Origin of the sequence: Curtobacterium sp. 24E2 (assembly GCF_016925595.1) — a bacterium.
Lineage (GTDB): Bacteria > Actinomycetota > Actinomycetes > Actinomycetales > Microbacteriaceae > Curtobacterium.
Genome location: NZ_CP068987.1, coordinates 328,848 through 350,408, shown reverse-complemented (window position 1 = coordinate 350,408; position 21,561 = coordinate 328,848). Strand labels below are relative to the sequence as shown.

The following is a 21,561-nucleotide window of genomic DNA, read 5'->3' as shown; positions in this document are numbered from 1 at the left end:
GGCTAACGGGTTACCGGCGCGCCTCCGAGCGCGGACGGACTCATGCGGTAGTCGAGGCCGCCGTCGACGGGATGTCAGCGTCGCTCCGGCGCCGCCAGACGATGGCGTTGCGGGCGTCGAACCGGCGGGAGCACCGCGCACAGGCGAGCTGGCGGGTGGGCGTCCGGTACCGGAAGTGCTCGTGTCCGGCGGGACAGGTCCCGATCCACGGTGCGAGCTCGCTGGCGATCGGGCCGTCGTGCAGCCGCGAACCCGTGTACCCGATGGCGGCCGCGGTCCGCTTCCACTTCGGGCCGTGGCCCGCACGTGCCCCGGCGAGGGCGTGGGCGACCTCGTGCAGCAGGACCTGCTCGACGTCGTCGTCCGAGAACCGTGCGGCCAGGTGTCGGCTGACGGTGATGCGTTTCCGGGCGAAGTCGCACTGTCCCGCGCGGGTCTTCGCGTGGTCGAAGCCGAAGGCCCACGAACCAGCGCCGAGGTGCTCGGTGATGAGTGCCTCGGCCCGGGAGCGGACCGTCTCGAGTGCGGTCACTGGTCGGCGCGGGGGTCGGCCTGGCCCTTCTTGGCTGCTCGTGCGGCGATCCGGCCCCAGATGTCGTCGGCCTCGGTCCGCGCGGCGTCCGGCGCACCGAGCACCCGGCGGCGGATCGGCGGCACCTGCTTGACCGGCTCGGCGACGCGCATCGTCGGTTCGTCGTCCTCGGCGCGGCGGGCGGCGACCTCGCGGGCCGTCCGCGGCTTGTCGGCGGGCGCGGCGGGGTGCGTGATCGATGCGCGCATGGCCGCCTCGACCGCGGTGCGCAGGGCGTCGGTGCGCTCGGACGGGGCTCCGGCCTGGCGGAACGCCTGGTAGGCGCGGGACAGCGCGGCGCGCGCCTCGTCGAAGCGGTCGTTCTCGAACAGCGACCACCCCTCGATCTCGGCGGCCGCGCCCTCGAGCTCCGGCCACTCCTCGGTCGCCGCGGTGTCGCGGGCCAGGGCGGCCTCGGTCGCGGCACGGTCGTGCCGACCGAGGTCGTGCAGGATGTGTGCGCGCCGGATCCGGGCGGCGACCTTGTCCTGGCGTTCGCCCGTGAACATCGCGAGGCGGAAGACCTCCTCCGCGACGACGAGTGACTCGTCGAGGCGGCCGAGCAGGCGGAGGAGCTCGGCGCGTTCCGCGAGCGCCTCGGTGCTGCGGCTCCGACCGAGGTCACGCAGACGCTGGTGCACGGCGTCGACGTCGACCGCCGGCCGCAGGCTGATGGGCGCGAAGGTGCTGCCCGGGCTGACCCCGGCCGTCACGGGAGCCGCGTGGCGCGGTTCACGGGACTGGTCGGACGGGTCGGGCTGCTGGCGGTCGTCGGGCGGGAGGGACATCGGTTCGAGGGTAGCCGCGCTCTGCCGGGAGCGGCCGGTGCGACGCGCTCGGGCTTCGCTTCGGTGGACGCGGAACGGCCCGCCGTGCCGGAGCACGACGGGCCGTTCCGGACCGGTTCAGCGGGTCAGGACATCCCACTGGCCGCAACCGCAGCGACGCCGACCGCGACGACGAAGACGATGAGCGCGACGACGGCGAGGACGATCGCGAAGACGCCCCAACCGCGGCCACGCTTGGTGACGGCAGCGATGATGCCCTGCACGATCGCCCACAGCCCGAGCGCCGTGCCCAGGTAGAACATGAGGGACCCGGTGATGACGTTCGACGAGGTCATCAGCTCGGTGATCTGCGCATCGCTCGGCGTCGCCCCGCTGTTCTGCATCGATTCGCGGAAGGCGTCGGAAGCGCCGAACGACTGCCCGAACAGGTACCCGCCGATGGCTCCGACGACCAGGGCAGCGAGGCCGACCACGAACGCGATGACGCCGACGGTCTTCTTCTTGGCCTTCGGCTCCTCGTAGCTCTGCCACGCGGGGGAGCCGGAGCTCGCGGGCGCCGCGGCGTACGGCTGCTGGCCGTACTGCTGCTGGCCGTACTGGTTCTGCTGCTGCCCGTACTGGTCCTGCTGCTCGCCGTACTGCGGGGCGGACTGCCCGTACTGCGGTGTCGGGTCGCTCCGCTCGCCGTACCGCGGTGTGTCGGCGCCGGGCTGCTGCTGCGGGGCCCCGCCCCAGCTCGGCGCCTGGCCGTCGCCCGTCCGGTCCTGGTTGCTCCGGTCGTCGTTCGTCATCAGGGGATCCCATCGCTCGGTCGCGCACCTGCGCGGTCGTTCAGACCATCCTGACAGCCGCACCCGCCGAGTGCCCGGGAACGGCCCCGCGCGCCGCCCCGTCGTCGTCGCGGGGTCAGGCGCCGAACACGCTCCGGTTCGGCTCCGGTGACGCCACGGCCGTCGCGTCGGTGACGATCGGCGCCCCGGCGATGAACGCCCGCAACTCGGCCCCGTGGACCACCTTCGCCGGCATCGGGTCCGACGAGTACCGCCGCGGCATCTCGGCGATCGGCAGGTCGGTCGGCGAGCCGAGCAGCACGATGTTCCCGAACCGCCGCCCCTTGAGCATGCCGGTGTCCGCCACCGCTGCCACCGACGGCAGCACGGCCTGCAGCGTCGACGCCTGCCCCCGCGCGAACGCGAGGCCCGCGCCGTCGGCCACGTTCACGGCGACGATGCCGGTCGGTGACAGGAACGCGGCGACCTCGCGGTAGAACTCGATGCTCGTCACGTGCGCCGGGATCTGCGACCCGCCGAAGACGTCCACCACCGCCAGGTCCACCGTGCCGCGCAGCCCGGAGGGAGCTTGCCGAGCACCTCGCGAGCGTCGCCGTACCGCACCCGGATCGACGCACCGCGGGGAACGGCAGGACCTCGCGGACGTGGTCCACCAGGTCGCGCTCGAGCTCGATGACCTGTTGGCGCGAGCCCGGTCGGGTCACCGCGACGTACCGGGGGAGCGTCAGGGCGCCGGCGCCGAGGTGCAACGCCGTGACCGGGCCGGACGGCAGCAGGTCGATGGCGTGGCCGATCCGCCGGATGTACTCGAACGCCAGGTGGGTCGGGTCCTCGAGGTCGACGTGCGACTGCGGCGTGCCGTCCACCACGAGCGTGAAGGACCCGGGGCGGTGCCGGTCCGGCTCGACGACCGAGTACCCCGCACCGATCCGGAACCCGTCGAACGCATCAGCCATGCCGTCAATCGAACACCACCCGACCGGCACCGCGATCACCACCCGGTCCCCCACCCCTGGTTGGTGTGCCCGCGGACCCGCCGGAACGAGGCTGGATCCATCGGTCGGGAACGTCCCGCCGGGTCACCTCGAAAGGCACACCATGTCGGTCCAGCTCCTCGTCAACGTCCTGATCGGCGTCGCACTCGTCGGCTTCCTCGGGTACCGCCAGGCCACCTGGCAGTACCTCGACCCGGCGCGCATCTGGCGCACGCCGATGATCATGGCGATCGTCGGCGTGGTGGTCCTGGCGCAGTCGGGGGCGACGATCACCACGACCGACGTCGTGTTCCTCGGCATCGAGGCCCTGATCACGATCGGCGTGGGCCTGACGATGGGCACCATCACCCGGTTCCGTACCGCCGCCACCCCGGACAGCAAGGGTCGGACTATCCAGTCCCGCACGGGGTGGCTCGGGGCGTCGCTCTGGATCGTGCTCATCGCCGTGCGCGTCGGCCTCGACGTCCTCGGCGGCCACCTCGGTGCGCACCTGCTCACCTCGACCGGCGCGATCCTGCTCGTGCTCGCCCTGAACCGCGCCGCACGCGCCGTGGTCATCGACCAGCGCATCCCGCGCGGGCACGGCGGAGACCGGAGCGACCGCGGAGACCAGAGCGACCGCGGAGACCGGACCGCCAGTGGCCGCACCACCCGCGGCATGATGGTCCGGTGACCCTGCTGAGCGGACAGGACCCGACCGACCTCCCCGGGGGTCGGTCCCGTTCGGCAACCGCCTGGGGACTCAACGCCCTCGGCATCGTGATCGTCGGGTTCTGGTTCGTGAAGAACGGACTCGAGCTGCAGCCCCCGCGTGGGTGTGGGTGCTCGGTGCGGTGGCGCTCGCCGCGTGGGCGCTCCGTGAGTTCGGCCGGACGCCGCAGCTGCTCGTCGTCGCGGGCGTGGTGATGATCGTCGCCGGTTCCCTGACGGTGGTGGCGACCGACTCGCTCATGATCGTCCCCGTGATCGTCGGGATCGTCCTGCTCGGCGCGAACCTCCGGGTGCCGGTCTGGGTCGCAGCGGTGGCCGCGGTGGGGGCGGTGGTGGTCATCGCCGTCTGCGCGAGGATCGAGCACGCCTCGGTCCAGTTCGTCCTGGGCACGAGCGGCGGGTTGCTGCTCGGCGTGCTCATCGGGTTCAGCCGCCGACAGTTCCGGGTCGCGGCGCAGCGTGCGCGGCAGGCTGAGCGGGACCAGCAGCGGGCACAGCTCCTCGCCGACCGGTCCCGGGCCTCGCGGGACATCCACGACGTCCTCGCGCACTCGCTCGGCGGTCTCGTGCTGCAGCTCGACGCGGTCGAGGCCCTGCTCGAGGCCGGCCGGGTCGACGACGCGACGAGGCGTGCCGGCGAGGCCAGGACCCTGGCGGCGGACGGCCTTGCCGAGGCCCGCCGAGCCGTGCACGCCCTCCGCGACGACGCGGACGCCGAGCCCGATCCCGATGCCGCCCCGGACACGACGACCGCCCCGGACACGACGACCGCTCCGGACCGGACGGCCACCCCGGACCGTGCGACCGCCCCGGACCCGGCCACGCGGACCGACGGAGCCGACGTGCCGGACGCGAGCCGGGCCTCCCGGTCGTCTACCGACCACACGAACCGCACCGACCACACGAACCGCACCGACCTGACCGCCCTGGTCGACGCCCACCGCTCGTTCGGCGGCACCATCGTGGTGCAGGGCGACGCGACCCTGGCCGCACTCGACGAGGCGCACCGCGCCACCGCCGTCCAGGTCGTCCGCGAGGCCCTCAGCAACGCCCGCAGGCACGCCCCCGGCCGACCCGTGTCGCTGTCCGTCGTCCGCGACGGCGACGCCGTGGACGTCGTCGTGGCCAACCCGCTCACGGGCGGCGGCCAGGGCCTGCTCGGGATGCGCGAGCGCGTCGAGGAGCTCGGCAGCGGCGCGACGGTCGAGGCCGAGCGGTCCGACGACGAGTTCGTCGTCGCGCTGCACCTGCCGGTGGACGCCGTGGTCACCACCGAGGGGGATGTCTCGTGACCATCCGTGTCCTCGTCGTCGACGACCAGGCGATCGTCCGCGACGGCCTGGTGACGGTGCTGTCGCTCGTGCCGGACCTGCAGGTGACGGGTGAGGCCGCCGACGGCGCCGAGGCGATCGCGGCGGTGGACCGGGACGCCCCCGACGTCGTGCTCATGGACCTGCGCATGCCCGGTACCGACGGGCCGACGGCGACCGCGCGCATCGTGGCCGACCACCCGCAGGTGGCGGTGCTCGTGCTGACGACCTACGCGGACGACGAGTCGATCGTGACCGCGCTCCGGGCGGGTGCGCGCGGGTACCTGACGAAGGACGCCGGACGGACCGAGATCGCGACGGCGATCCGGGCGGTCGCGTCGGGGCAGTCGACGTTCGACGCGACGGTGGGGGCGCGGCTGGTGGCGCAGCTCGCCGGCGGCGGGGCGACGGCGTCCGTGCCCGCTGTGCCGGCGCTGCGTGAGCGGTTCCCGGACCTCACCCCGCGCGAGGCGGACGTGCTCGAGCACATCGCGGCGGGCCGGACGAACCCGCAGATCGCGGCGGAGTTGTTCCTGACGGTGCCGACGGTGAAGTCGTACGTGAACCAGGTGTTCGCGAAGCTCGGGGTCGCCACCCGCGCCGAGGCGGTCGCGCGCGTCCTGCGCTGACGCCACCGGGCGCGGCTCGCGTTGACGCGGCTGCGCGCGGCTCGCGTTGACGCGGCCGCGCGCGTCTCGCGCTGACCGGCCCGGCCCGGCACATGAATGCGTACACATGGACGGCCAGCGGACGCCAAGACTCGTTCCGTACTGTTCATCCGGTCGTCACGCGGGACCGCGTCGATGCGTGCAGTGCCCCACACCTCGCGCGTCCGCCCTCCCGACGTGACCACGACGTGCCGTCGAGCGCCCCCACCGCTCGAGCGTGCGCGCCGTCGGCGCGCGTCCGCGTGCCCCTTCCGGTCACCCGCGCGCGCTGGCCGTGATCACATCGCACCCGTCATGTAAAATACGGGATGCAACACTCCGCCGAGCCGCAGGAGACCCGACATGACCGCCGACACGATGAGCGTGCCCACCGCACGCCTGGCCGCACCGACGACACGCGCCACCGTGCGCACGACCGCGAGCCGGTCGATCCGGGTGCCCCGCGCCTCCCGTCCGGCCCACGCCGACCACGAGACGGCGCCCACCTGGATGCGTGTCGTCGGTGCGGTCCTGCTCCTCGGCGGGCTCGGCCTGACCGCCGCGGTGACCGCATGGCCCGGCGACGCGCCGGAGACCGCGCTCATCGTGCCGGCGCTGGTCGCCGTCGTGGCGGGCGTGCTCCTGCTGCTCGCGCGAGCCGGGTTCGCCGTCACCGACACGCACGTCACCCTGCACTTCCGGCCGCTGCCGCCACGGCGCATCGCGCGTCAGCGCATCACCAGCGTCCGACTCGTCGAGGCGGACGCCCGCACCTACGGTGGCGTCGGCCTGCGGATCGGTCGCGGCGTGCGCGCACTGATCCTCACCCCCGGACTCGGGATCGAGCTCACCGACGACCGCGGTCGCGTCACCTTCGTGCGCACCCGCCGGCCCGAAGACGCCTTCCGTGCGCTGGCGGGACGGCAGGTCCGGCCGGGAGGCGCGGGGCACGTCGAGCGCGAGCGCCTCGGCTGAGCGCACGGCCGGGTCCACTGCGCGGGCCGGGTGCGCAGGCCCGTTGCGGGCCGTCGCGGGCCGGGCGCGGGCCGGGAATTCTGCGGGCACGCGGCGGCTTATACACGCCACTGCCGAATCTGGTCAAGCCAGGACTGGACAGCACGACTCGGCGCGAACTATGATGGCAGTTCGCGCTCCCTGGCATCCGTGTCGTCATATTGCGGTCGACGCAGAGTTCTGAGTTGGACAAGCTCAACTCGCCCTGGTGCAGCCGGACCCGTATATGGCGGCGGGTCCCGCTCACGGAGATCATCCCACACGTGCACCGACGTTCCGCGTCAGGCACGCGTCGGCGTGGTCGCAGGGCATGAACTCGCGGGGATCGCCGAGCGATCATCTACTCACCTACATGCTGCTCGTCAGTATCGGCCCGACGGGGCCTACGGAGGTCACACCCTTGGCTGCTGCGCCCAACGCATCCACCAACCCCAAGAACGGTCGCAACCACTCGCGACTCTCGTTCGCCAAGATCACGGACACCCTCACGGTTCCTGATCTGCTCGCACTCCAGACGGAGAGCTTCGACTGGCTCGTCGGCAACGACGTCTGGAAGGCCCGTCTCGCAGAGGGACAGGAGCAGGGTCGCACCGACCTCGCCCTGCACTCCGGGTTGGAGGAGATCTTCGAGGAGATCTCCCCGATCGAGGACCTCGGCGAGACCATGCAGCTCTCGTTCACGGCGCCCGAGCTCGAGGACCCCAAGTACTCGATCGACGACTGCAAGGAGCGCGGCAAGACCTACGCCGCTCCGCTGTACGTCAACGCCGAGTTCATGAACCACATGACGGGTGAGATCAAGACGCAGACGGTCTTCATGGGCGACTTCCCGCTCATGACCGAACGCGGCACGTTCATCATCAACGGCACCGAGCGCGTCGTCGTGTCGCAGCTCGTCCGTTCGCCCGGCGTGTACTTCGAGCGCCAGCAGGAGAAGACGTCCGACAAGGACATCTACTCCGCTCGCGTCATCCCCTCGCGTGGTGCGTGGCTCGAGTTCGAGATCGACAAGCGCGACCAGGTGGGCGTGCGCATCGACCGCAAGCGCAAGCAGTCGGTCACGGTCTTCCTCAAGGCGCTGGGTCTGACCAGCGAGGAGATCATGGAGGAGTTCCAGGGCTTCGCCTCGATCGAGTCGACCCTCGAGAAGGACGCCATCCTCACGAAGGAAGAGGCGCTCAAGGACATCTACCGCAAGCTGCGCCCGGGCGAGCAGGTCGCTGCCGAGGCCGCGCGTGCGCTGCTCGACAACTTCTACTTCAACTCGAAGCGTTACGACCTGGCGAAGGTGGGCCGTTACAAGGTCAACCGCAAGCTCGGGATCGACGCCCCGCTGTCCGACTCGGTGCTGACCGTCAAGGACATCGTCGCGACGATCAAGTACCTCGTGTCCCTGCACGCCGAGAAGACCACGCTGAACGGCGTGCGTGACGGCGAGCCGGTGCAGCTGCGCCTCGACGTGGACGACATCGACCACTTCGGCAACCGTCGCATCCGCGCCGTCGGCGAGCTCATCCAGAACCAGGTCCGCACGGGTCTGTCCCGCATGGAGCGCGTCGTCCGCGAGCGCATGACCACGCAGGACATCGAGGCGATCACGCCCCAGACGCTCATCAACGTGCGTCCGGTCGTCGCCGCGATCAAGGAGTTCTTCGGAACGTCCCAGCTGTCGCAGTTCATGGACCAGAACAACCCGCTCGCGGGCCTGACGCACAAGCGTCGTCTCTCGGCCCTCGGCCCGGGTGGTCTGTCCCGTGAGCGTGCCGGCGTCGAGGTCCGCGACGTCCACCCGTCGCACTACGGCCGCATGTGCCCGATCGAGACCCCGGAAGGCCCGAACATCGGCCTGATCGGCTCGCTCGCGTCGTTCGGTCGGATCAACTCGTTCGGCTTCATCGAGACCCCGTACCGTCGCGTCGTCAACGGCGAGGTCACGAAGACCATCGACTACCTGACCGCCTCGGAAGAGGACGAGTTCGTCGTCGCGCAGGCCAACGCCCCGCTGACCGACTCGTTCCACTTCGCCGACGACAAGGTCCTCGTCCGCAAGAAGGGTGGCGAGGTCGAACTCGTCGCCAAGGGCGAGGTCGACTACATGGACGTCTCGCCGCGCCAGATGGTGTCGGTCGCGACGTCGCTCATCCCGTTCCTCGAGCACGACGACGCGAACCGCGCCCTCATGGGTGCGAACATGCAGCGTCAGGCCGTCCCGCTGCTCCGTTCCGAGTCGCCGCTCGTCGGCACCGGCATGGAGGGCTACACCGCGATCGACGCCGGTGACGTCGTCACCGCCGACAAGGCCGGTGTCGTCTCCGAGGTCTCGGCCGACGCCGTGACCCTGCAGCTCGACGAGGGTGGCACGCAGACCTTCTACCTGCGCAAGTTCGACCGCTCCAACCAGGGCACGAGCTACAACCACCGCGTGGTCGTCTCGGCCGGCGAGCGTGTGGAGCAGGGCGAGGTCATCGCCGACGGTCCCGCGACGGAGAACGGCGAGCTCGCGCTCGGCAAGAACCTCCTCGTCGCGTTCATGCCGTGGGAGGGCTACAACTACGAGGACGCGATGATCCTGTCGCAGAACCTCATCAAGGACGACACGCTCTCCTCGATCCACATCGAGGAGTACGAGGTCGACGCCCGCGACACGAAGCTCGGCAAGGAGGAGATCACCCGTGACCTCCCCAACGTCAGCCCGGACCTGCTGGCCGACCTCGACGAGCGCGGCATCATCCGCATCGGTGCCGAGGTCCGCCCCGGCGACATCCTGGTCGGCAAGGTCACGCCGAAGGGCGAGACCGAGCTCTCCGCTGAAGAGCGCCTCCTCCGCGCGATCTTCAACGAGAAGTCGCGCGAAGTCCGCGACACCTCGCTGAAGGTGCCCCACGGTGAAGAGGGCACGATCATCGGCGTCAAGGTGTTCGACTCGCAGGACGGCGACGACGAACTCGGCTCTGGTGTCAACCAGCGCGTGGTCGTCTACATCGCCCAGAAGCGCAAGATCACCGCGGGTGACAAGCTCGCCGGTCGTCACGGCAACAAGGGCGTCATCTCGACCATCCTCCCGGTCGAGGACATGCCCTTCCTCGCCGACGGCACCCCGGTCGACATCGTCCTGAACCCGCTCGGCGTCCCCGGCCGCATGAACTTCGGCCAGGTCCTCGAGATCCACCTCGGTTGGCTCGCCAAGCAGGGCTGGAACGTCGAGGGCATCCAGGAGTGGGCATCGGCCCTCCCCGAGGCAGCGCACAGCGCCGCTCCGGGTACGAAGGTCGCCACCCCGGTGTTCGACGGTGCGTACGAGCGCGAGATCGAGGGCCTCCTCGACTCGACCCTCCCGAACCGCGACGGCGAGCGCCTGATCGGCTCGTCCGGCAAGGCGCAGCTCTTCGACGGACGCTCCGGCGAGCCGTTCCCCGAGCCCGTCTCGGTCGGCTACATGTACATCCTCAAGCTGCACCACCTGGTCGACGACAAGATCCACGCTCGTTCGACGGGGCCGTACTCGATGATCACGCAGCAGCCGCTGGGTGGTAAGGCGCAGTTCGGTGGCCAGCGATTCGGTGAGATGGAGGTGTGGGCGCTCGAGGCGTACGGCGCCGCCTACGCCCTCCAGGAGCTCCTGACGATCAAGTCCGACGACATCCTCGGCCGCGTGAAGGTCTACGAGGCGATCGTCAAGGGCGAGAACATCCAGGAACCCGGCATCCCCGAGTCCTTCAAGGTCCTCATGAAGGAGATGCAGTCGCTCTGCCTGAACGTCGAGGTCCTCTCGGCCGACGGCCAGGCGGTCAGCCTGCGCGACAACGATGACGAGGTCTTCCGCGCTGCGGAGGAGCTGGGCATCAACATCTCCTCGCGGTTCGAGTCGTCGTCCGTCGACGACATCTGATCCCGCCCGTACATCGAAGCCTGAATCAAGCAAGAGAGAAGAACATTGCTCGAAGCAACTTCCTTTGACGCCATTCGGATCGGCCTCGCGACCGCCGAGGACATCCGTCAGTGGTCGTACGGCGAGGTCAAGAAGCCGGAGACCATCAACTACCGCACCCTGAAGCCCGAGAAGGACGGTCTGTTCGGCGAGCAGATCTTCGGTCCTTCCCGTGACTGGGAGTGCGCCTGCGGCAAGTACAAGCGTGTCCGGTTCAAGGGCATCGTCTGCGAGCGCTGCGGCGTCGAGGTCACCAAGTCCTCGGTCCGTCGTGAGCGCATGGGCCACATCGAGCTCGCTGCCCCCGTCACGCACATCTGGTACTTCAAGGGCGTCCCGTCGCGCCTCGGGTACCTCCTCGACATGGCGCCGAAGGACCTCGAGAAGGTCATCTACTTCGCGGCGTACATGATCATCGACATCGATGAAGAGGGCCGTCACGCGGACATGCCCGGCCTCGAGAACGAGATGCGTCTCGAGATCAAGACCCTCGAGGGCCAGCGCGACTCGATCATCGCCGACCGCCTCAAGAAGCTCGAGGACGACCTCGCAGCCCTTGAGGAAGAGGGTGCGAAGGCCGACGTCAAGCGCCGTACCAAGGACACCGCCGAGAAGGAGATGTCCCAGGTCCGCAAGTCGTTCGACGAGGACATCACCCGTCTCGAGCGTGTGTGGGAGGACTTCCGCAACCTCAAGGTGGGCGATCTCAAGCCCGAGGACGCCGTCTTCCACGAGCTCCAGGACCGGTTCGGGATCTACTTCGACGCCTACATGGGCGCCGAGGCGATCAAGCTCCGGCTCGAGGCGTTCGACCTGGCTGCCGAGGCCGAGGCGCTGCGTCTGCAGATCGCCGAGGGCAAGGGCCAGAAGAAGATCCGCGCGATCAAGCGTCTGCGCGTCGTCAGCTCCTTCCTCGCCACCGGCAACTCGCCGGCAGCGATGGTGCTCGGCGTCGTGCCGGTCATCCCGCCGGAACTGCGCCCGATGGTGCAGCTCGACGGTGGCCGTTTCGCCACGTCGGACCTCAACGACCTCTACCGTCGTGTGATCAACCGCAACAACCGTCTCCGCCGCCTGCTCGACCTCGGTGCCCCCGAGATCATCGTGAACAACGAGAAGCGCATGCTGCAGGAAGCCGTCGACGCGCTGTTCGACAACGGTCGTCGTGGACGTCCGGTCACGGGTACCGGCAACCGCGCCCTGAAGTCCCTGAGCGACATGCTCAAGGGCAAGCAGGGTCGTTTCCGCCAGAACCTGCTCGGCAAGCGCGTCGACTACTCGGGCCGTTCGGTCATCATCGTCGGCCCGCAGCTGAAGCTGCACCAGTGTGGTCTGCCCAAGCAGATGGCGCTCGAGCTCTTCAAGCCGTTCGTGATCAAGCGCCTGATCGACCTGTCGCACGCGCAGAACATCAAGTCGGCCAAGCGCATGGTCGAGCGTTCGCGTCCGCAGGTGTGGGACGTGCTCGAGGAGATCATCCGCGAGCGCCCCGTGCTGCTGAACCGTGCGCCGACGCTGCACCGTCTGGGCATCCAGGCGTTCGAGCCGCAGCTCGTCGAGGGCAAGGCCATCCAGCTCCACCCGCTCGTGTGTGCTGCGTTCAACGCGGACTTCGACGGTGACCAGATGGCCGTGCACCTGCCGCTGTCGGTGGAGGCCCAGGCCGAGGCCCGCATCCTGATGCTCGCCTCGAACAACATCCTGAAGCCGTCCGACGGCCGTCCGGTGACCCTGCCCGCACAGGACATGATCATCGGTCTGCACCACCTGACGACCGTCCGCGAGGGCGCCGTCGGTGAGGGCCGTGCGTTCTCCTCGGTCGCCGAGGCGATCCTGGCCAACGACCAGCACACGCTGCACCTCAACGCCATGGCGAAGATCCGCATGACGGGCGTCCACTTCGCCGAGGGTGAAGCTCCCGAGGGCTACGAGCAGGGCGACACCGTCCTCCTCGAGACGACCCTGGGCCGTGCGCTCTTCAACGAGACCCTCCCGGCGAACTACCCGTTCGTCCAGAAGGTCACCGACAAGGGCGTGCTGTCCGCGATCGTCAACGACCTCGCCGAGCGGTACTCCAAGACCGAGACGGCCGCTGCGCTGGACCGGATCAAGGACGCCGGCTTCTACTGGGGCACCCGCTCCGGTGTGACCGTCGCCCTGTCGGACGTCGTGACGCCTCCTCGCAAGAAGGAGATCATCGCGGGCTACGAGATCCAGGCCGCCAAGGTGCAGGGCGAGTTCGACAAGGGTCTGATCACCGACTCCGAGCGTCGCGCCGACCTGATCAAGATCTGGACCGAGGCCACCAACGAGATCGCACAGGAGATGCGGGACAACTTCCCCGTCGACAACACGATCAACCGCATGGTGTCGTCGGGTGCTCGTGGTAACTGGCTGCAGGTCCGCAACATCGCGGGTATGCGTGGTCTGGTGAACAACCCGAAGGGCGAGATCATCGCCCGCCCGATCATCAACTCGTACCGCGAGGGCCTGACCGTGGCGGAGTACTTCATCGCCACCCACGGTGCTCGTAAGGGTCTTGCCGACACCGCGCTCCGTACCGCGGACTCCGGGTACCTCACCCGTCGTCTCGTGGACGTCTCGCAGGACGTCATCATCCGCGAGGACGACTGCGGTACGACCCGTGGCCTCGAGCTGCCGATCGCGACCGTGGACGCCGACGGCAAGCTGGTCCGCGACCCGCGCGTCGAGAACACCGTGTACTCGCGCACCCTGGCCACCGAGGCCGTGGACGCCAAGGGCACGGTCGTCGCCGAGGCTCGCGAGGACGTCGGTGACGTGCTCCTCGAGAAGCTGCTGGCAGCCGGTGTCGAGAGCATCAAGGTGCGCTCGGTCCTGACCTGCGAGTCGGCCGTCGGTGTCTGCGCGAAGTGCTACGGCCGTTCGCTCGCCACCGGCAACCTGGTCGACATCGGTGAGGCAGTCGGCATCATCGCCGCGCAGTCCATCGGTGAGCCCGGTACCCAGCTGACGATGCGTACCTTCCACACGGGTGGTTCGGCCTCGGCCGACGACATCACCCAGGGTCTGCCGCGTGTCACGGAACTCTTCGAGGCCCGTACGCCCAAGGGCGCGTCCCCGATCGCCGAGGCCCCCGGCCGCGTCGTCGTCGAGGACACGGACAAGGGTCGTCGGATCATCCTCACGCCGGACAACGGTGACGAGCCGTTCATCTACCCGGTGCTCAAGCGTGCGACGCTCCTCATCGAGGACAACCAGCACGTCGAGCTCGGCGAGCAGTTCATCGCCGGCACCGTCGACCCGAAGGAAGTCCTCCGGGTCAAGGGTGTCCGAGAGGTCCAGAAGCACCTGGTCAACGGTGTGCAGGACGTCTACGGCTCGCAGGGTGTGCCGATCCACGACAAGCACATCGAGGTCATCGTCCGTCAGATGCTCCGCAAGGTCACCGTCGTCGACCATGGCGACACCGATCTGCTGCCGGGTGAGCTCGTCGACCGGTCGCGCTACAACGCGCTGAACCGTGCGGCGCTGCAGGAGGGTCGCAAGACCGCCTCGGCTCGCCAGGAGGTCATGGGCATCACGAAGGCGTCCCTCGCGACCGAGTCGTGGCTGTCCGCCGCTTCCTTCCAGGAGACCACCCGCGTGCTCACGCAGGCGGCCATGGAGGGCAAGCAGGACCACCTCGTCGGCCTCAAGGAGAACGTCATCATCGGTAAGCTCATCCCCGCCGGGACGGGCCTCAGCCGGTACCGCGACGTGGACGTGAACGCGACGGAAGAAGCGAAGGCAGAGCGGTACCCCAACCGCATCTTCGCGGACGACTCGTCGTTCTCGGACGCCGACCTGAGCTTCGTCGACTTCGACAGCTTCTCGTCGGACGACTTCACGCCGGGCACGTACAACTGAGTCTGATGTGATCCCACGAAGGCCCCGTCTCCGCAAGGAGGCGGGGCCTTCGTCGTGTCGTCACCACGTGACGGACTGGAGGCACGGTGCCAGGCCGCCACGGGCCTCCCGGCCTGCGAGCGGTGGCGTCTAGAGCGCGCGGTCCGCGCCGTTGTCGCGTCCCGATCCGCGACCGGTCTCGTCGACGAGCGAGAACAGGCTGAGGACGTTGCCGTCGGGGTCGCGGACGTCGAACCAGTTCACGGCGCCGTCGACGCACTCGACCGGTCCGATGTCGATCCCGAGCGCGCCGATGCGGGCGTGCTGCGCCCCGACGTCGTCGACGCCGAACCGCACGCTCACCGGGTTCTCCTCGGCGGAGTCGTCCTCGTAGAGCTGGACCCAGATCCCGCCGACCTCGTACTCGGCGACACCGTCCTCGGGCTCGAGGTCCGGTTCGGTGCGCTCGAAGACGGCGCCGTACCAGAGGCAGGACGCCTCGATGTCGGTGACGGGCAGCCCCACGGTCACGCTCGTGATGTCCATGACTCATCATGGTCCCGGTCGGGCCTGCTCGTCGAGGGGCTTTCCGTGACGCCCCGGCGCCGGGTGGAGCTGGCTGGGTCGTGAGATGGCACTGTGGACGGATGGCGACCCTGCGCGAACGGATCACGGCCCCGGCACACCTCTCGTTCCCCACGGCGATCGGCGGGCTGACGTTCCGGGCCGCCGGGCAGGCCGACGTCGGGGCGATGCACGCCGTCGCGGTCGCGTCGGCGGCTGTCGACGACCCGCACGCCCGTCCCTCCACAGCTGACCTCGAACGGTCGTTGTCCACCGAGGGGCTGGACGTCACCAGGGACACCGTGGTGGGCGTCGATGCTGGAGGGCGTGTGCAGGCCTACGGCATCGTCATCGACGTCCCCTCCCGCGTCACCGCCGCGCGCGCCGTGCTCGACGGGGCGGTCCATCCCGACCTGCGCGGGCAGGGGATCGGACGGCGGGTACTCGCATGGCAGGTCGGCCGGGCCCGCCAGCGCCTGGCGACGCTCGACGTCGACCTGCCTGCGACGCTCGACGTCGGTGGGCGGCAGGGGTCCTCGGTGCTCCGGCTGGCGGCGCACCTCGACTTCGCGCCGGTGCGCACCTGGCTCGACATGCAGGTCGTGTTCGACGACCGCGGACCGGACGCCGGTGCCGTACCCGTCCTGGCGGACGGGCTCGTCCTGCGGCCCGTCACGGCGGACGACATCGAGCCGCTCCGGACGGCCAAGAACGACGCCTTCCGCGATCACTGGGGTTCCCAGCCGATGGTCGCGTCGGACTGGCGGGGGTTCCTCACCTCGGACAAGAGCCGGCTGGACCTGTCGCGGGTCGTCCTCGGTGCCGACGGCTCGGTCGTGGCGTTCACGATCGTCGAGGTGGAGCCCGACGGGTTCGCTGCCCGGGGCCGTTCGTACGGGTACGTGCACTGGGTCGGCGTCGTGCGTGCCGCACGGGGGACGGGGCTCGCCCCGATCGTCCTCGACGCCACGCTGCAGGCGATCCGCGCCGACGGGTTGTCCGCTGCGGTGCTGCACGTCGACGCCGAGAACCCGAGCGGAGCCGGACGCATCTACGAGCGACTCGGGTTCGTCGCCGGCGAGGTCCACGTCACCGCGTCGACGTCGCTCTGACCGTCACGTCGGGGGTCCCGGACCCCAGTTCTGGGTGCATCCGGACCCCCTCCGCCCCCTCCTTCTGGGACTGCGGCCGAGGACTGCCGCAGAAGTAGCGTGGTCGAGCGCCACATCCCTGGTGGTGCGCAACCCGACCACGTCTCGCCGCGCGCGAGTCCAAGGAGGCACAGGACTCATGGCGACCCTGTCCGAGATCCTCATCCTGAACGGCGCCTTGCCGATCGAGCACCTCGACTCGATGACGGGCGACGAGGACCTGGACGAGCGCGCGATCCGCGGGCTGGTCGACCAGGGCGTCGTGAGCGAGGCGCAGTTCATCACCGCCCGCGCGGCGTCGAACAACTCCCGCACCGTCCCGTTGACCGACTACCCGGTCGACGGCACCGCGGTCTCGATCCTCCCCGCCGCGCTCTGCCGGCGGCACGGCGTCCTCGGCGTCGGGTTCGAGGGCGAGCTGCTCATCCTCGCGATGGTCAACCCGACCAACGTGCTCGCGATCGACGACGCCCGCGCTGCGTCCGGCCGGCCGATCAAGCCGCTCCAGGTCGACGAGCGCGACCTGCTCACCGCGCTCGATCGCTACCTGCGTGCCGACGACGAGCTCAACGACCTGACCTCGTCGCTCGAAGAAGAAGCCTCGGTCAGCTCCTCGGCCCAGGTCGACCTGGCCGACGGTGCCCTCGACGACGTCCCGATCGTCCGCTTCGTGAACCTGCTCGTGTCGCAGGCGATCCAGGACCACGCCTCGGACATCCACATCGAGCCCGGTGAGCACGAGGTCCGGATCCGGTACCGCATCGACGGCGTGCTGCACGAGATGGCCCCGGCGCCGAAGAACATCCAGAACGGCGTCATCAGCCGCCTGAAGATCATGAGCGACATCGACATCGCCGAGCGTCGCAAGCCGCAGGACGGCCGCATGTCGGTCCGCCACGGTGGCCGCCAGATCGACCTCCGTGTGGCGACGCTGCCCACCGTGTGGGGCGAGAAGGTCGTCATGCGGATCCTCGACAACACGAACACGTCGCTGACCCTCAAGGACCTCAACCTCCTCGAGCAGAACTTCCAGGCGTACCAGCGCTCGTACTCGAAGCCGTACGGCATGATCCTGGTCACCGGGCCCACCGGCTCGGGCAAGTCCACGACGCTGTACACGACCCTGAACGCGGTCGCGAAGCCCGAGATCAACGTCATCACGGTCGAGGACCCGGTCGAGTACCGGATGGCCGGCATCAACCAGGTGCAGGTCAACCCGAAGGCGGGGCTGACCTTCGCGTCGGCGCTGCGCTCGATCCTGCGATCCGACCCCGACGTCGTGCTGCTCGGTGAGATCCGCGACCACGAGACCGCCCAGATCGCCATCGAGGCGTCCCTCACCGGGCACCTCGTGCTGTCCACCCTGCACACGAACGACGCCCCCTCGGCCGTGACCCGCCTGACCGAGATGGACATCGAGCCCTTCCTGGTCGGCTCCGCCCTGGACTCCGTCGTGGCCCAGCGTCTGGCGCGACGGCTGTGCGACCGCTGCAAGGCACCCGCCGTGTACGAGGCCGACCAGCTCCGCAGCCTCGGGTTCCTGCGCCCCGGCGACGAGGTCCCGGCGTTCTTCGCCCCGATCGGCTGCGCGGTCTGCTCGAACACCGGGTACCGCGGCCGCCTCGCCCTGCACGAGGTCATGACCGTCACCGAGGAGATCGAACGCCTCGCCGTCTCGCGCGCCTCGAGCGCCGAGATCAGCCGTGTCGCCCAGGCGCAGGGGATGCTGACGCTCCGCCAGGACGGCTTCGAGAAGGTCAAGCTCGGTCTCACGAGCGTCGACGAGATCCTGCGCGTGGTCGCGTAGCCACGAAAGAGCGCAGCAGATGACCGACTCCGTGTACGACATCACGCACCCCGGCGACGAGCCCGTCGCCGGCTGGCACCCGGGCAACCCCGGCACCGAGGTGGGCTCCCGCCGTGCAGCACGTCTGGCTGCCGCCGCAGCGTCGGCCCCTCCGGAACAGGTGTACGACCTCGGGGACGACACCGCCGGCTGGCCGGCACCGTCCGGGTCGCCCGTCGCCGTGCCCGTCGCGCAGCCGCTCGCCGCGCCTGCGACGCCGCCCGCCGGGGTGCCGTCGTCGATCGCGACCTACGGCTACGCCGAGGCGCCGACGCAGCAGCTGCCCGCGCCGCCTGCGGCCCCGGCACCGACCGCCACGATCGGCGGCGACATCGAGTTCTCGCGCCACGCGCGCGAGGTCGCCGACCCCGACCTCATCACCGCACTCGCCCAGGTCGTGTACCAGGGCGCGTCCGACCTGCACGTCACCGCCGACGCGCCGCCCACCGTCCGCGTCGACGGCTCGCTTCGTCCCGCGGTCCCCGGAGGCGCGTGGTCGCGCGGCAAGGTCATCGCCGCCCTCAAGACGATGCTGTCGGTCGAACAGGCCGGACAGTTCGACCAGGAGCAGGAACTCGACTTCGCCTACTCGCTGTCGCCGGAGTACCGCTTCCGCGTGAACTTCTACCAGCAGCGCGGCAACTGGGGCGCGGCCTTCCGCATCATCCCCACCAAGATCAAGACGCTCAAGCAACTCGGCATCCCCGAGCACGTCGGCGACTTCGCCGGCCTGCCCCGCGGACTCGTCCTGGTCACCGGCCCGACCGGTTCCGGCAAGTCCACGACCCTCGCCGCCCTCATCGACCTGGTGAACGAGAGCCGTGCCGACCACATCGTGACGGTCGAGGACCCGATCGAGTTCATGCACGAGCACAAGAAGGCGATCATCAACCAGCGCGAGGTCGGTGCCGACACGCACTCCTTCGCCGCCGCGCTGAAGCACGTGCTGCGCCAGGACCCCGACGTCATCCTGATCGGCGAGCTCCGCGACCTCGAGACCATCTCGGTCGCGCTCACTGCAGCCGAGACCGGTCACCTGGTGTTCGCCACCCTGCACACGCAGAGCGCCCCCGGCACGATCGACCGTGTCATCGACGTCTTCCCGCCACACCAGCAGGGCCAGATCCGCACGCAGCTCGCGGCGACCCTGCAGGGCGTCGTCTGCCAGACCCTGGTGCCGAAGGCCAACGGTGTCGGCCGGGTCGTCGCCACCGAGATCATGACGATCACCCCCGCCATCGGCAACCTGATCCGCGAGGGCAAGACCTACCAGATCACGTCCGCCATGCAGGCCGGCCGTGACCTGGGCATGCACACCATGGACCAGGACCTCGCCGAACTGGTCAACGTCGGCACGATCTCGCGCAAGGCCGCGATGGACAAGGTGCACGACGAAGAGGGCTTCGACCGGCTGGTGCAGCGCGTCGAATCCCCGTCCGATTCGTCGGCCGCCGCGATCGCCGCCAGCGGGATCGACTTCGGCGACAAGTTCTCCGGAGGCTACTGATGTCCCTCGCATTCGACTACCGCGGGCGCGACGGTGCCGGCAAGCTCGTCAAGGGGCGCCTCGACGCCTCGTCCGAAGGAGCGGTCGTCCAGCGGCTCCGGGGCATGGGTGTCTCGCCGATCGCGATCACCGAGTCCACGGCCGGCACCGGCCTGCAGACCGAGATCAAGATCCCGGGCTTCGAGAAGGGTGTCGGTCTCAAGGACCTCGCGATCATGTCGCGGCAGGCCTCGACGATGCTCACCTCGGGCCTCTCGCTGCTGCGGGCGCTGTCGATCCTCGCCGACCAGACCGAGAGCAAGAAGCTCAAGGAGATCCTCGGCAAGGTCCGCGACGACGTCGAGCGCGGCGTCTCGTTCTCCGACGCGGTGGCGAAGTACCCGGTCGAGTTCCCGCCGATCATGATCAACATGATCCGTGCGGGAGAGACCGGCGGTTTCCTCGACCAGGCCATGGACTCCATCGCCACGAACTTCGAGAAGGAGCACAAGCTCCGCTCGACGATCAAGTCGGCGATGACCTACCCCGTGGTCGTGCTGTGCATGTCACTGGCCGCGGTCGTCATCATGCTCGTGTTCATCGTGCCGATCTTCCAGGGCATGTTCGAGTCGCTCGGCGGGCAGCTCCCGTTGCCGACGCTGATGCTCGTGTACCTGTCGCACGCGATGGTGTACGTCGGACCGTTCCTCGCGGTCGCCGTGGCCGTCGGCTGGTTCTGGTGGCGCGCGAACAAGAACACCGACCGTGTGCGTCGGGTGGTCGATCCGCTCCGGATGCGCCTTCCGGTGTTCGGTCAACTCAACCGCAAGATCGTGATGGCCCGGTTCGCGCGCAACCTGTCGAACATGATCGGGGCTGGCGTGCCCATTCTCGAGGCATTGCAGATCGCCGGACAGGTGTCGAACAACTTCGTCGTCGAGCAGGCATTGGGGCGTGTTTCCGAAGCGGTTCGGAAGGGGGAATCAATCGCCGCCCCGCTCGAGCGGGAATCGGTCTTCCCGACAATGGTGACGCAGATGATCGCGGTCGGTGAGGACGCCGGTTCGATGGAATTGATGCTCGAGCGGATCGCGGTCTTCTACGACAACGAGGTCGAGGCATCGACAGAAGCGCTGACCTCGCTGATCGAACCGCTGCTCATCGGATTCCTCGGGGTGGTCGTCGGCGGCATGATCGTCGCCCTGTACCTGCCGATCTTCCAGATCTCGTCGCTCGTCAAGTAGCGATCCAACAGCGTAGGCCACCCTCTGACGGGGGTGGCCTGTGCTGTTCCACCCCGGTACTGGGGGTATTTCGCACCCCGGATCACCCCCGTTCTCGGGATTCTGCACCGAACCTCGTGTGAATACGCTCGTCACCGGCGGCCGAGCAAGTGCCGGACACTTTCCCCATCACATTCCCGAAAGAATGGAAACACCATGTACTTCGCTCTCATGGGCAAGCTGAACGCTCGCCGCAAGGGTCTTCTCGAAGAGAACGAGAAGGGCTTCACGCTCATCGAGCTCCTCGTCGTCGTGATCATCATCGGCATCCTCGCCGCGATCGCCATCCCGGTGTACCTGGGCATCACGAACAACGCTAAGGAATCGAGCACGAAGTCGGACATCACCAACTTCAAGACCGCGGTGATCAGCATCCAGTCGACCAGCGGTTCGTTCCCCGCCGCAGGGACGTACAACGGAACCACCGCGCTCACCACGGCGTTGAAGGGTGCCGGCGCGAGCCTCGGCAGCGACACGTCGTCGATCGTCTACACGATCGGCGGCACCACCGCTGTGCCGACGTTCAAGATCGTCGGCACCAGCTCGACCAACAGCACCTTCTGCACGTCGGACACCTCCGGCGTCGTCAGCGGTTCGACCTGCTGACCT

General features: G+C 69.2%; 15 protein-coding genes and 1 pseudogene. 11 read left to right on the top strand and 5 right to left on the bottom strand.

Going from position 1 to position 21,561, the window contains the following annotated elements:
- Window positions 1-40 precede the first annotated feature (40 nt).
- The 4 genes and pseudogenes from JN350_RS01740 to JN350_RS01725 form a co-directional block, all read right to left on the bottom strand.
- Window positions 41-532 (bottom strand): SprT-like domain-containing protein, encoded by a 492-nt coding sequence (locus tag JN350_RS01740; RefSeq protein ID WP_205463348.1) that lies wholly within the window; start codon window positions 530-532, stop codon window positions 41-43.
- Window positions 529-1,359: a hypothetical protein gene (locus JN350_RS01735; RefSeq protein ID WP_205463347.1), complete on the bottom strand. Its 831-nt coding sequence runs from the start codon at window positions 1,357-1,359 to the stop codon at window positions 529-531. Before JN350_RS01735 ends, JN350_RS01740 begins: the two co-directional genes overlap by 4 nt.
- A 125-nt stretch (window positions 1,360-1,484) precedes the next feature.
- Complete coding sequence (locus JN350_RS01730; protein ID WP_205463346.1) at window positions 1,485-2,150, bottom strand: hypothetical protein; 666 nt, start codon at window positions 2,148-2,150, stop codon at window positions 1,485-1,487.
- A 115-nt stretch (window positions 2,151-2,265) separates the two neighbouring features.
- A pseudogene (locus JN350_RS01725) lies at window positions 2,266-3,106 on the bottom strand (spermidine synthase).
- A gap of 142 nt (window positions 3,107-3,248) precedes the next feature.
- Between JN350_RS01725 and JN350_RS01720 the strand changes: the two are divergent.
- The 6 genes from JN350_RS01720 (at window position 3,249) to rpoC (ending at window position 14,643) form a co-directional block, all read left to right on the top strand.
- Window positions 3,249-3,818 (top strand): hypothetical protein, encoded by a 570-nt coding sequence (locus JN350_RS01720; RefSeq protein WP_205463345.1) that lies wholly within the window; start codon window positions 3,249-3,251, stop codon window positions 3,816-3,818.
- Window positions 3,819-3,966: 148 nt separating this feature from the next.
- Complete coding sequence (locus tag JN350_RS01715; RefSeq protein WP_205463344.1) at window positions 3,967-5,148, top strand: sensor histidine kinase; 1,182 nt, start codon at window positions 3,967-3,969, stop codon at window positions 5,146-5,148.
- Window positions 5,145-5,795 carry a response regulator transcription factor gene (locus JN350_RS01710; protein ID WP_205463343.1) on the top strand — a complete coding sequence of 217 codons (651 nt, stop codon included), beginning with the start codon at window positions 5,145-5,147 and terminating at the stop codon, window positions 5,793-5,795. The genes JN350_RS01715 and JN350_RS01710 overlap by 4 nt, the downstream gene beginning before the upstream one ends.
- 381 nt (window positions 5,796-6,176) lie before the next feature.
- Window positions 6,177-6,788, top strand: a complete 612-nt coding sequence (locus JN350_RS01705; RefSeq protein ID WP_205463342.1) for a hypothetical protein — start codon at window positions 6,177-6,179, stop codon at window positions 6,786-6,788.
- A 439-nt stretch (window positions 6,789-7,227) separates the two neighbouring features.
- Window positions 7,228-10,716 (top strand): DNA-directed RNA polymerase subunit beta, encoded by a 3,489-nt coding sequence (gene rpoB, locus JN350_RS01700; RefSeq protein WP_111083490.1) that lies wholly within the window; start codon window positions 7,228-7,230, stop codon window positions 10,714-10,716.
- A gap of 45 nt (window positions 10,717-10,761) precedes the next feature.
- A complete protein-coding gene (gene rpoC / locus JN350_RS01695; protein ID WP_205463341.1) occupies window positions 10,762-14,643 on the top strand; it encodes a DNA-directed RNA polymerase subunit beta' in 3,882 nt (1,293 codons plus the stop codon).
- A 129-nt stretch (window positions 14,644-14,772) separates the two neighbouring features.
- Here rpoC and JN350_RS01690 read toward each other — a convergent pair whose 3' ends face one another.
- Entirely contained in the window at window positions 14,773-15,168 is a 396-nt protein-coding gene (locus JN350_RS01690) for a VOC family protein (RefSeq protein WP_205463340.1), read from the bottom strand.
- 101 nt (window positions 15,169-15,269) lie between these two features.
- Here JN350_RS01690 and JN350_RS01685 point away from each other — a divergent pair, with 101 nt between their 5' ends.
- The 5 genes from JN350_RS01685 (at window position 15,270) to JN350_RS20010 (ending at window position 21,558) form a co-directional block, all read left to right on the top strand.
- Complete coding sequence (locus JN350_RS01685) at window positions 15,270-16,298, top strand: GNAT family N-acetyltransferase (protein WP_205463339.1); 1,029 nt, start codon at window positions 15,270-15,272, stop codon at window positions 16,296-16,298.
- A 178-nt stretch (window positions 16,299-16,476) separates the two neighbouring features.
- Window positions 16,477-18,144 (top strand): GspE/PulE family protein, encoded by a 1,668-nt coding sequence (locus JN350_RS01680; protein WP_205463338.1) that lies wholly within the window; start codon window positions 16,477-16,479, stop codon window positions 18,142-18,144.
- A 19-nt stretch (window positions 18,145-18,163) separates the two neighbouring features.
- A complete protein-coding gene (locus JN350_RS01675) occupies window positions 18,164-19,690 on the top strand; it encodes a type IV pilus twitching motility protein PilT (RefSeq protein ID WP_205463337.1) in 1,527 nt (508 codons plus the stop codon).
- The gene (locus tag JN350_RS01670) at window positions 19,690-20,913 is read left to right on the top strand and encodes a type II secretion system F family protein (RefSeq protein WP_205463336.1); all 1,224 of its coding nucleotides are present in this window, start codon (window positions 19,690-19,692) and stop codon (window positions 20,911-20,913) included. Before JN350_RS01675 ends, JN350_RS01670 begins: the two co-directional genes overlap by 1 nt.
- 195 nt (window positions 20,914-21,108) lie before the next feature.
- Window positions 21,109-21,558, top strand: coding sequence for a type II secretion system protein (locus JN350_RS20010; protein WP_205463335.1), 450 nt, complete (start codon window positions 21,109-21,111; stop codon window positions 21,556-21,558).
- Window positions 21,559-21,561: the final 3 nt, after the last annotated feature.

What these genes read in the sequence shown, in the direction of transcription:
- JN350_RS01735 (WP_205463347.1), bottom strand. Translation starts at nt 1,359, where the DNA reads ATGTCCCTCCCGCCCGACGACCGCCAGCAGCCCGACCCGTCCGACCAG.
- JN350_RS01730 (WP_205463346.1), bottom strand. Translation starts at nt 2,150, where the DNA reads ATGACGAACGACGACCGGAGCAACCAGGACCGGACGGGCGACGGCCAG.
- JN350_RS01720 (WP_205463345.1), top strand. Translation starts at nt 3,249, where the DNA reads ATGTCGGTCCAGCTCCTCGTCAACGTCCTGATCGGCGTCGCACTCGTC.
- JN350_RS01705 (WP_205463342.1), top strand. Translation starts at nt 6,177, where the DNA reads ATGACCGCCGACACGATGAGCGTGCCCACCGCACGCCTGGCCGCACCG.
- JN350_RS01690 (WP_205463340.1), bottom strand. Translation starts at nt 15,168, where the DNA reads ATGGACATCACGAGCGTGACCGTGGGGCTGCCCGTCACCGACATCGAG.
- JN350_RS01685 (WP_205463339.1), top strand. Translation starts at nt 15,270, where the DNA reads ATGGCGACCCTGCGCGAACGGATCACGGCCCCGGCACACCTCTCGTTC.
- JN350_RS01680 (WP_205463338.1), top strand. Translation starts at nt 16,477, where the DNA reads ATGGCGACCCTGTCCGAGATCCTCATCCTGAACGGCGCCTTGCCGATC.
- JN350_RS01675 (WP_205463337.1), top strand. Translation starts at nt 18,164, where the DNA reads ATGACCGACTCCGTGTACGACATCACGCACCCCGGCGACGAGCCCGTC.
- JN350_RS01670 (WP_205463336.1), top strand. Translation starts at nt 19,690, where the DNA reads ATGTCCCTCGCATTCGACTACCGCGGGCGCGACGGTGCCGGCAAGCTC.
- JN350_RS20010 (WP_205463335.1), top strand. Translation starts at nt 21,109, where the DNA reads ATGTACTTCGCTCTCATGGGCAAGCTGAACGCTCGCCGCAAGGGTCTT.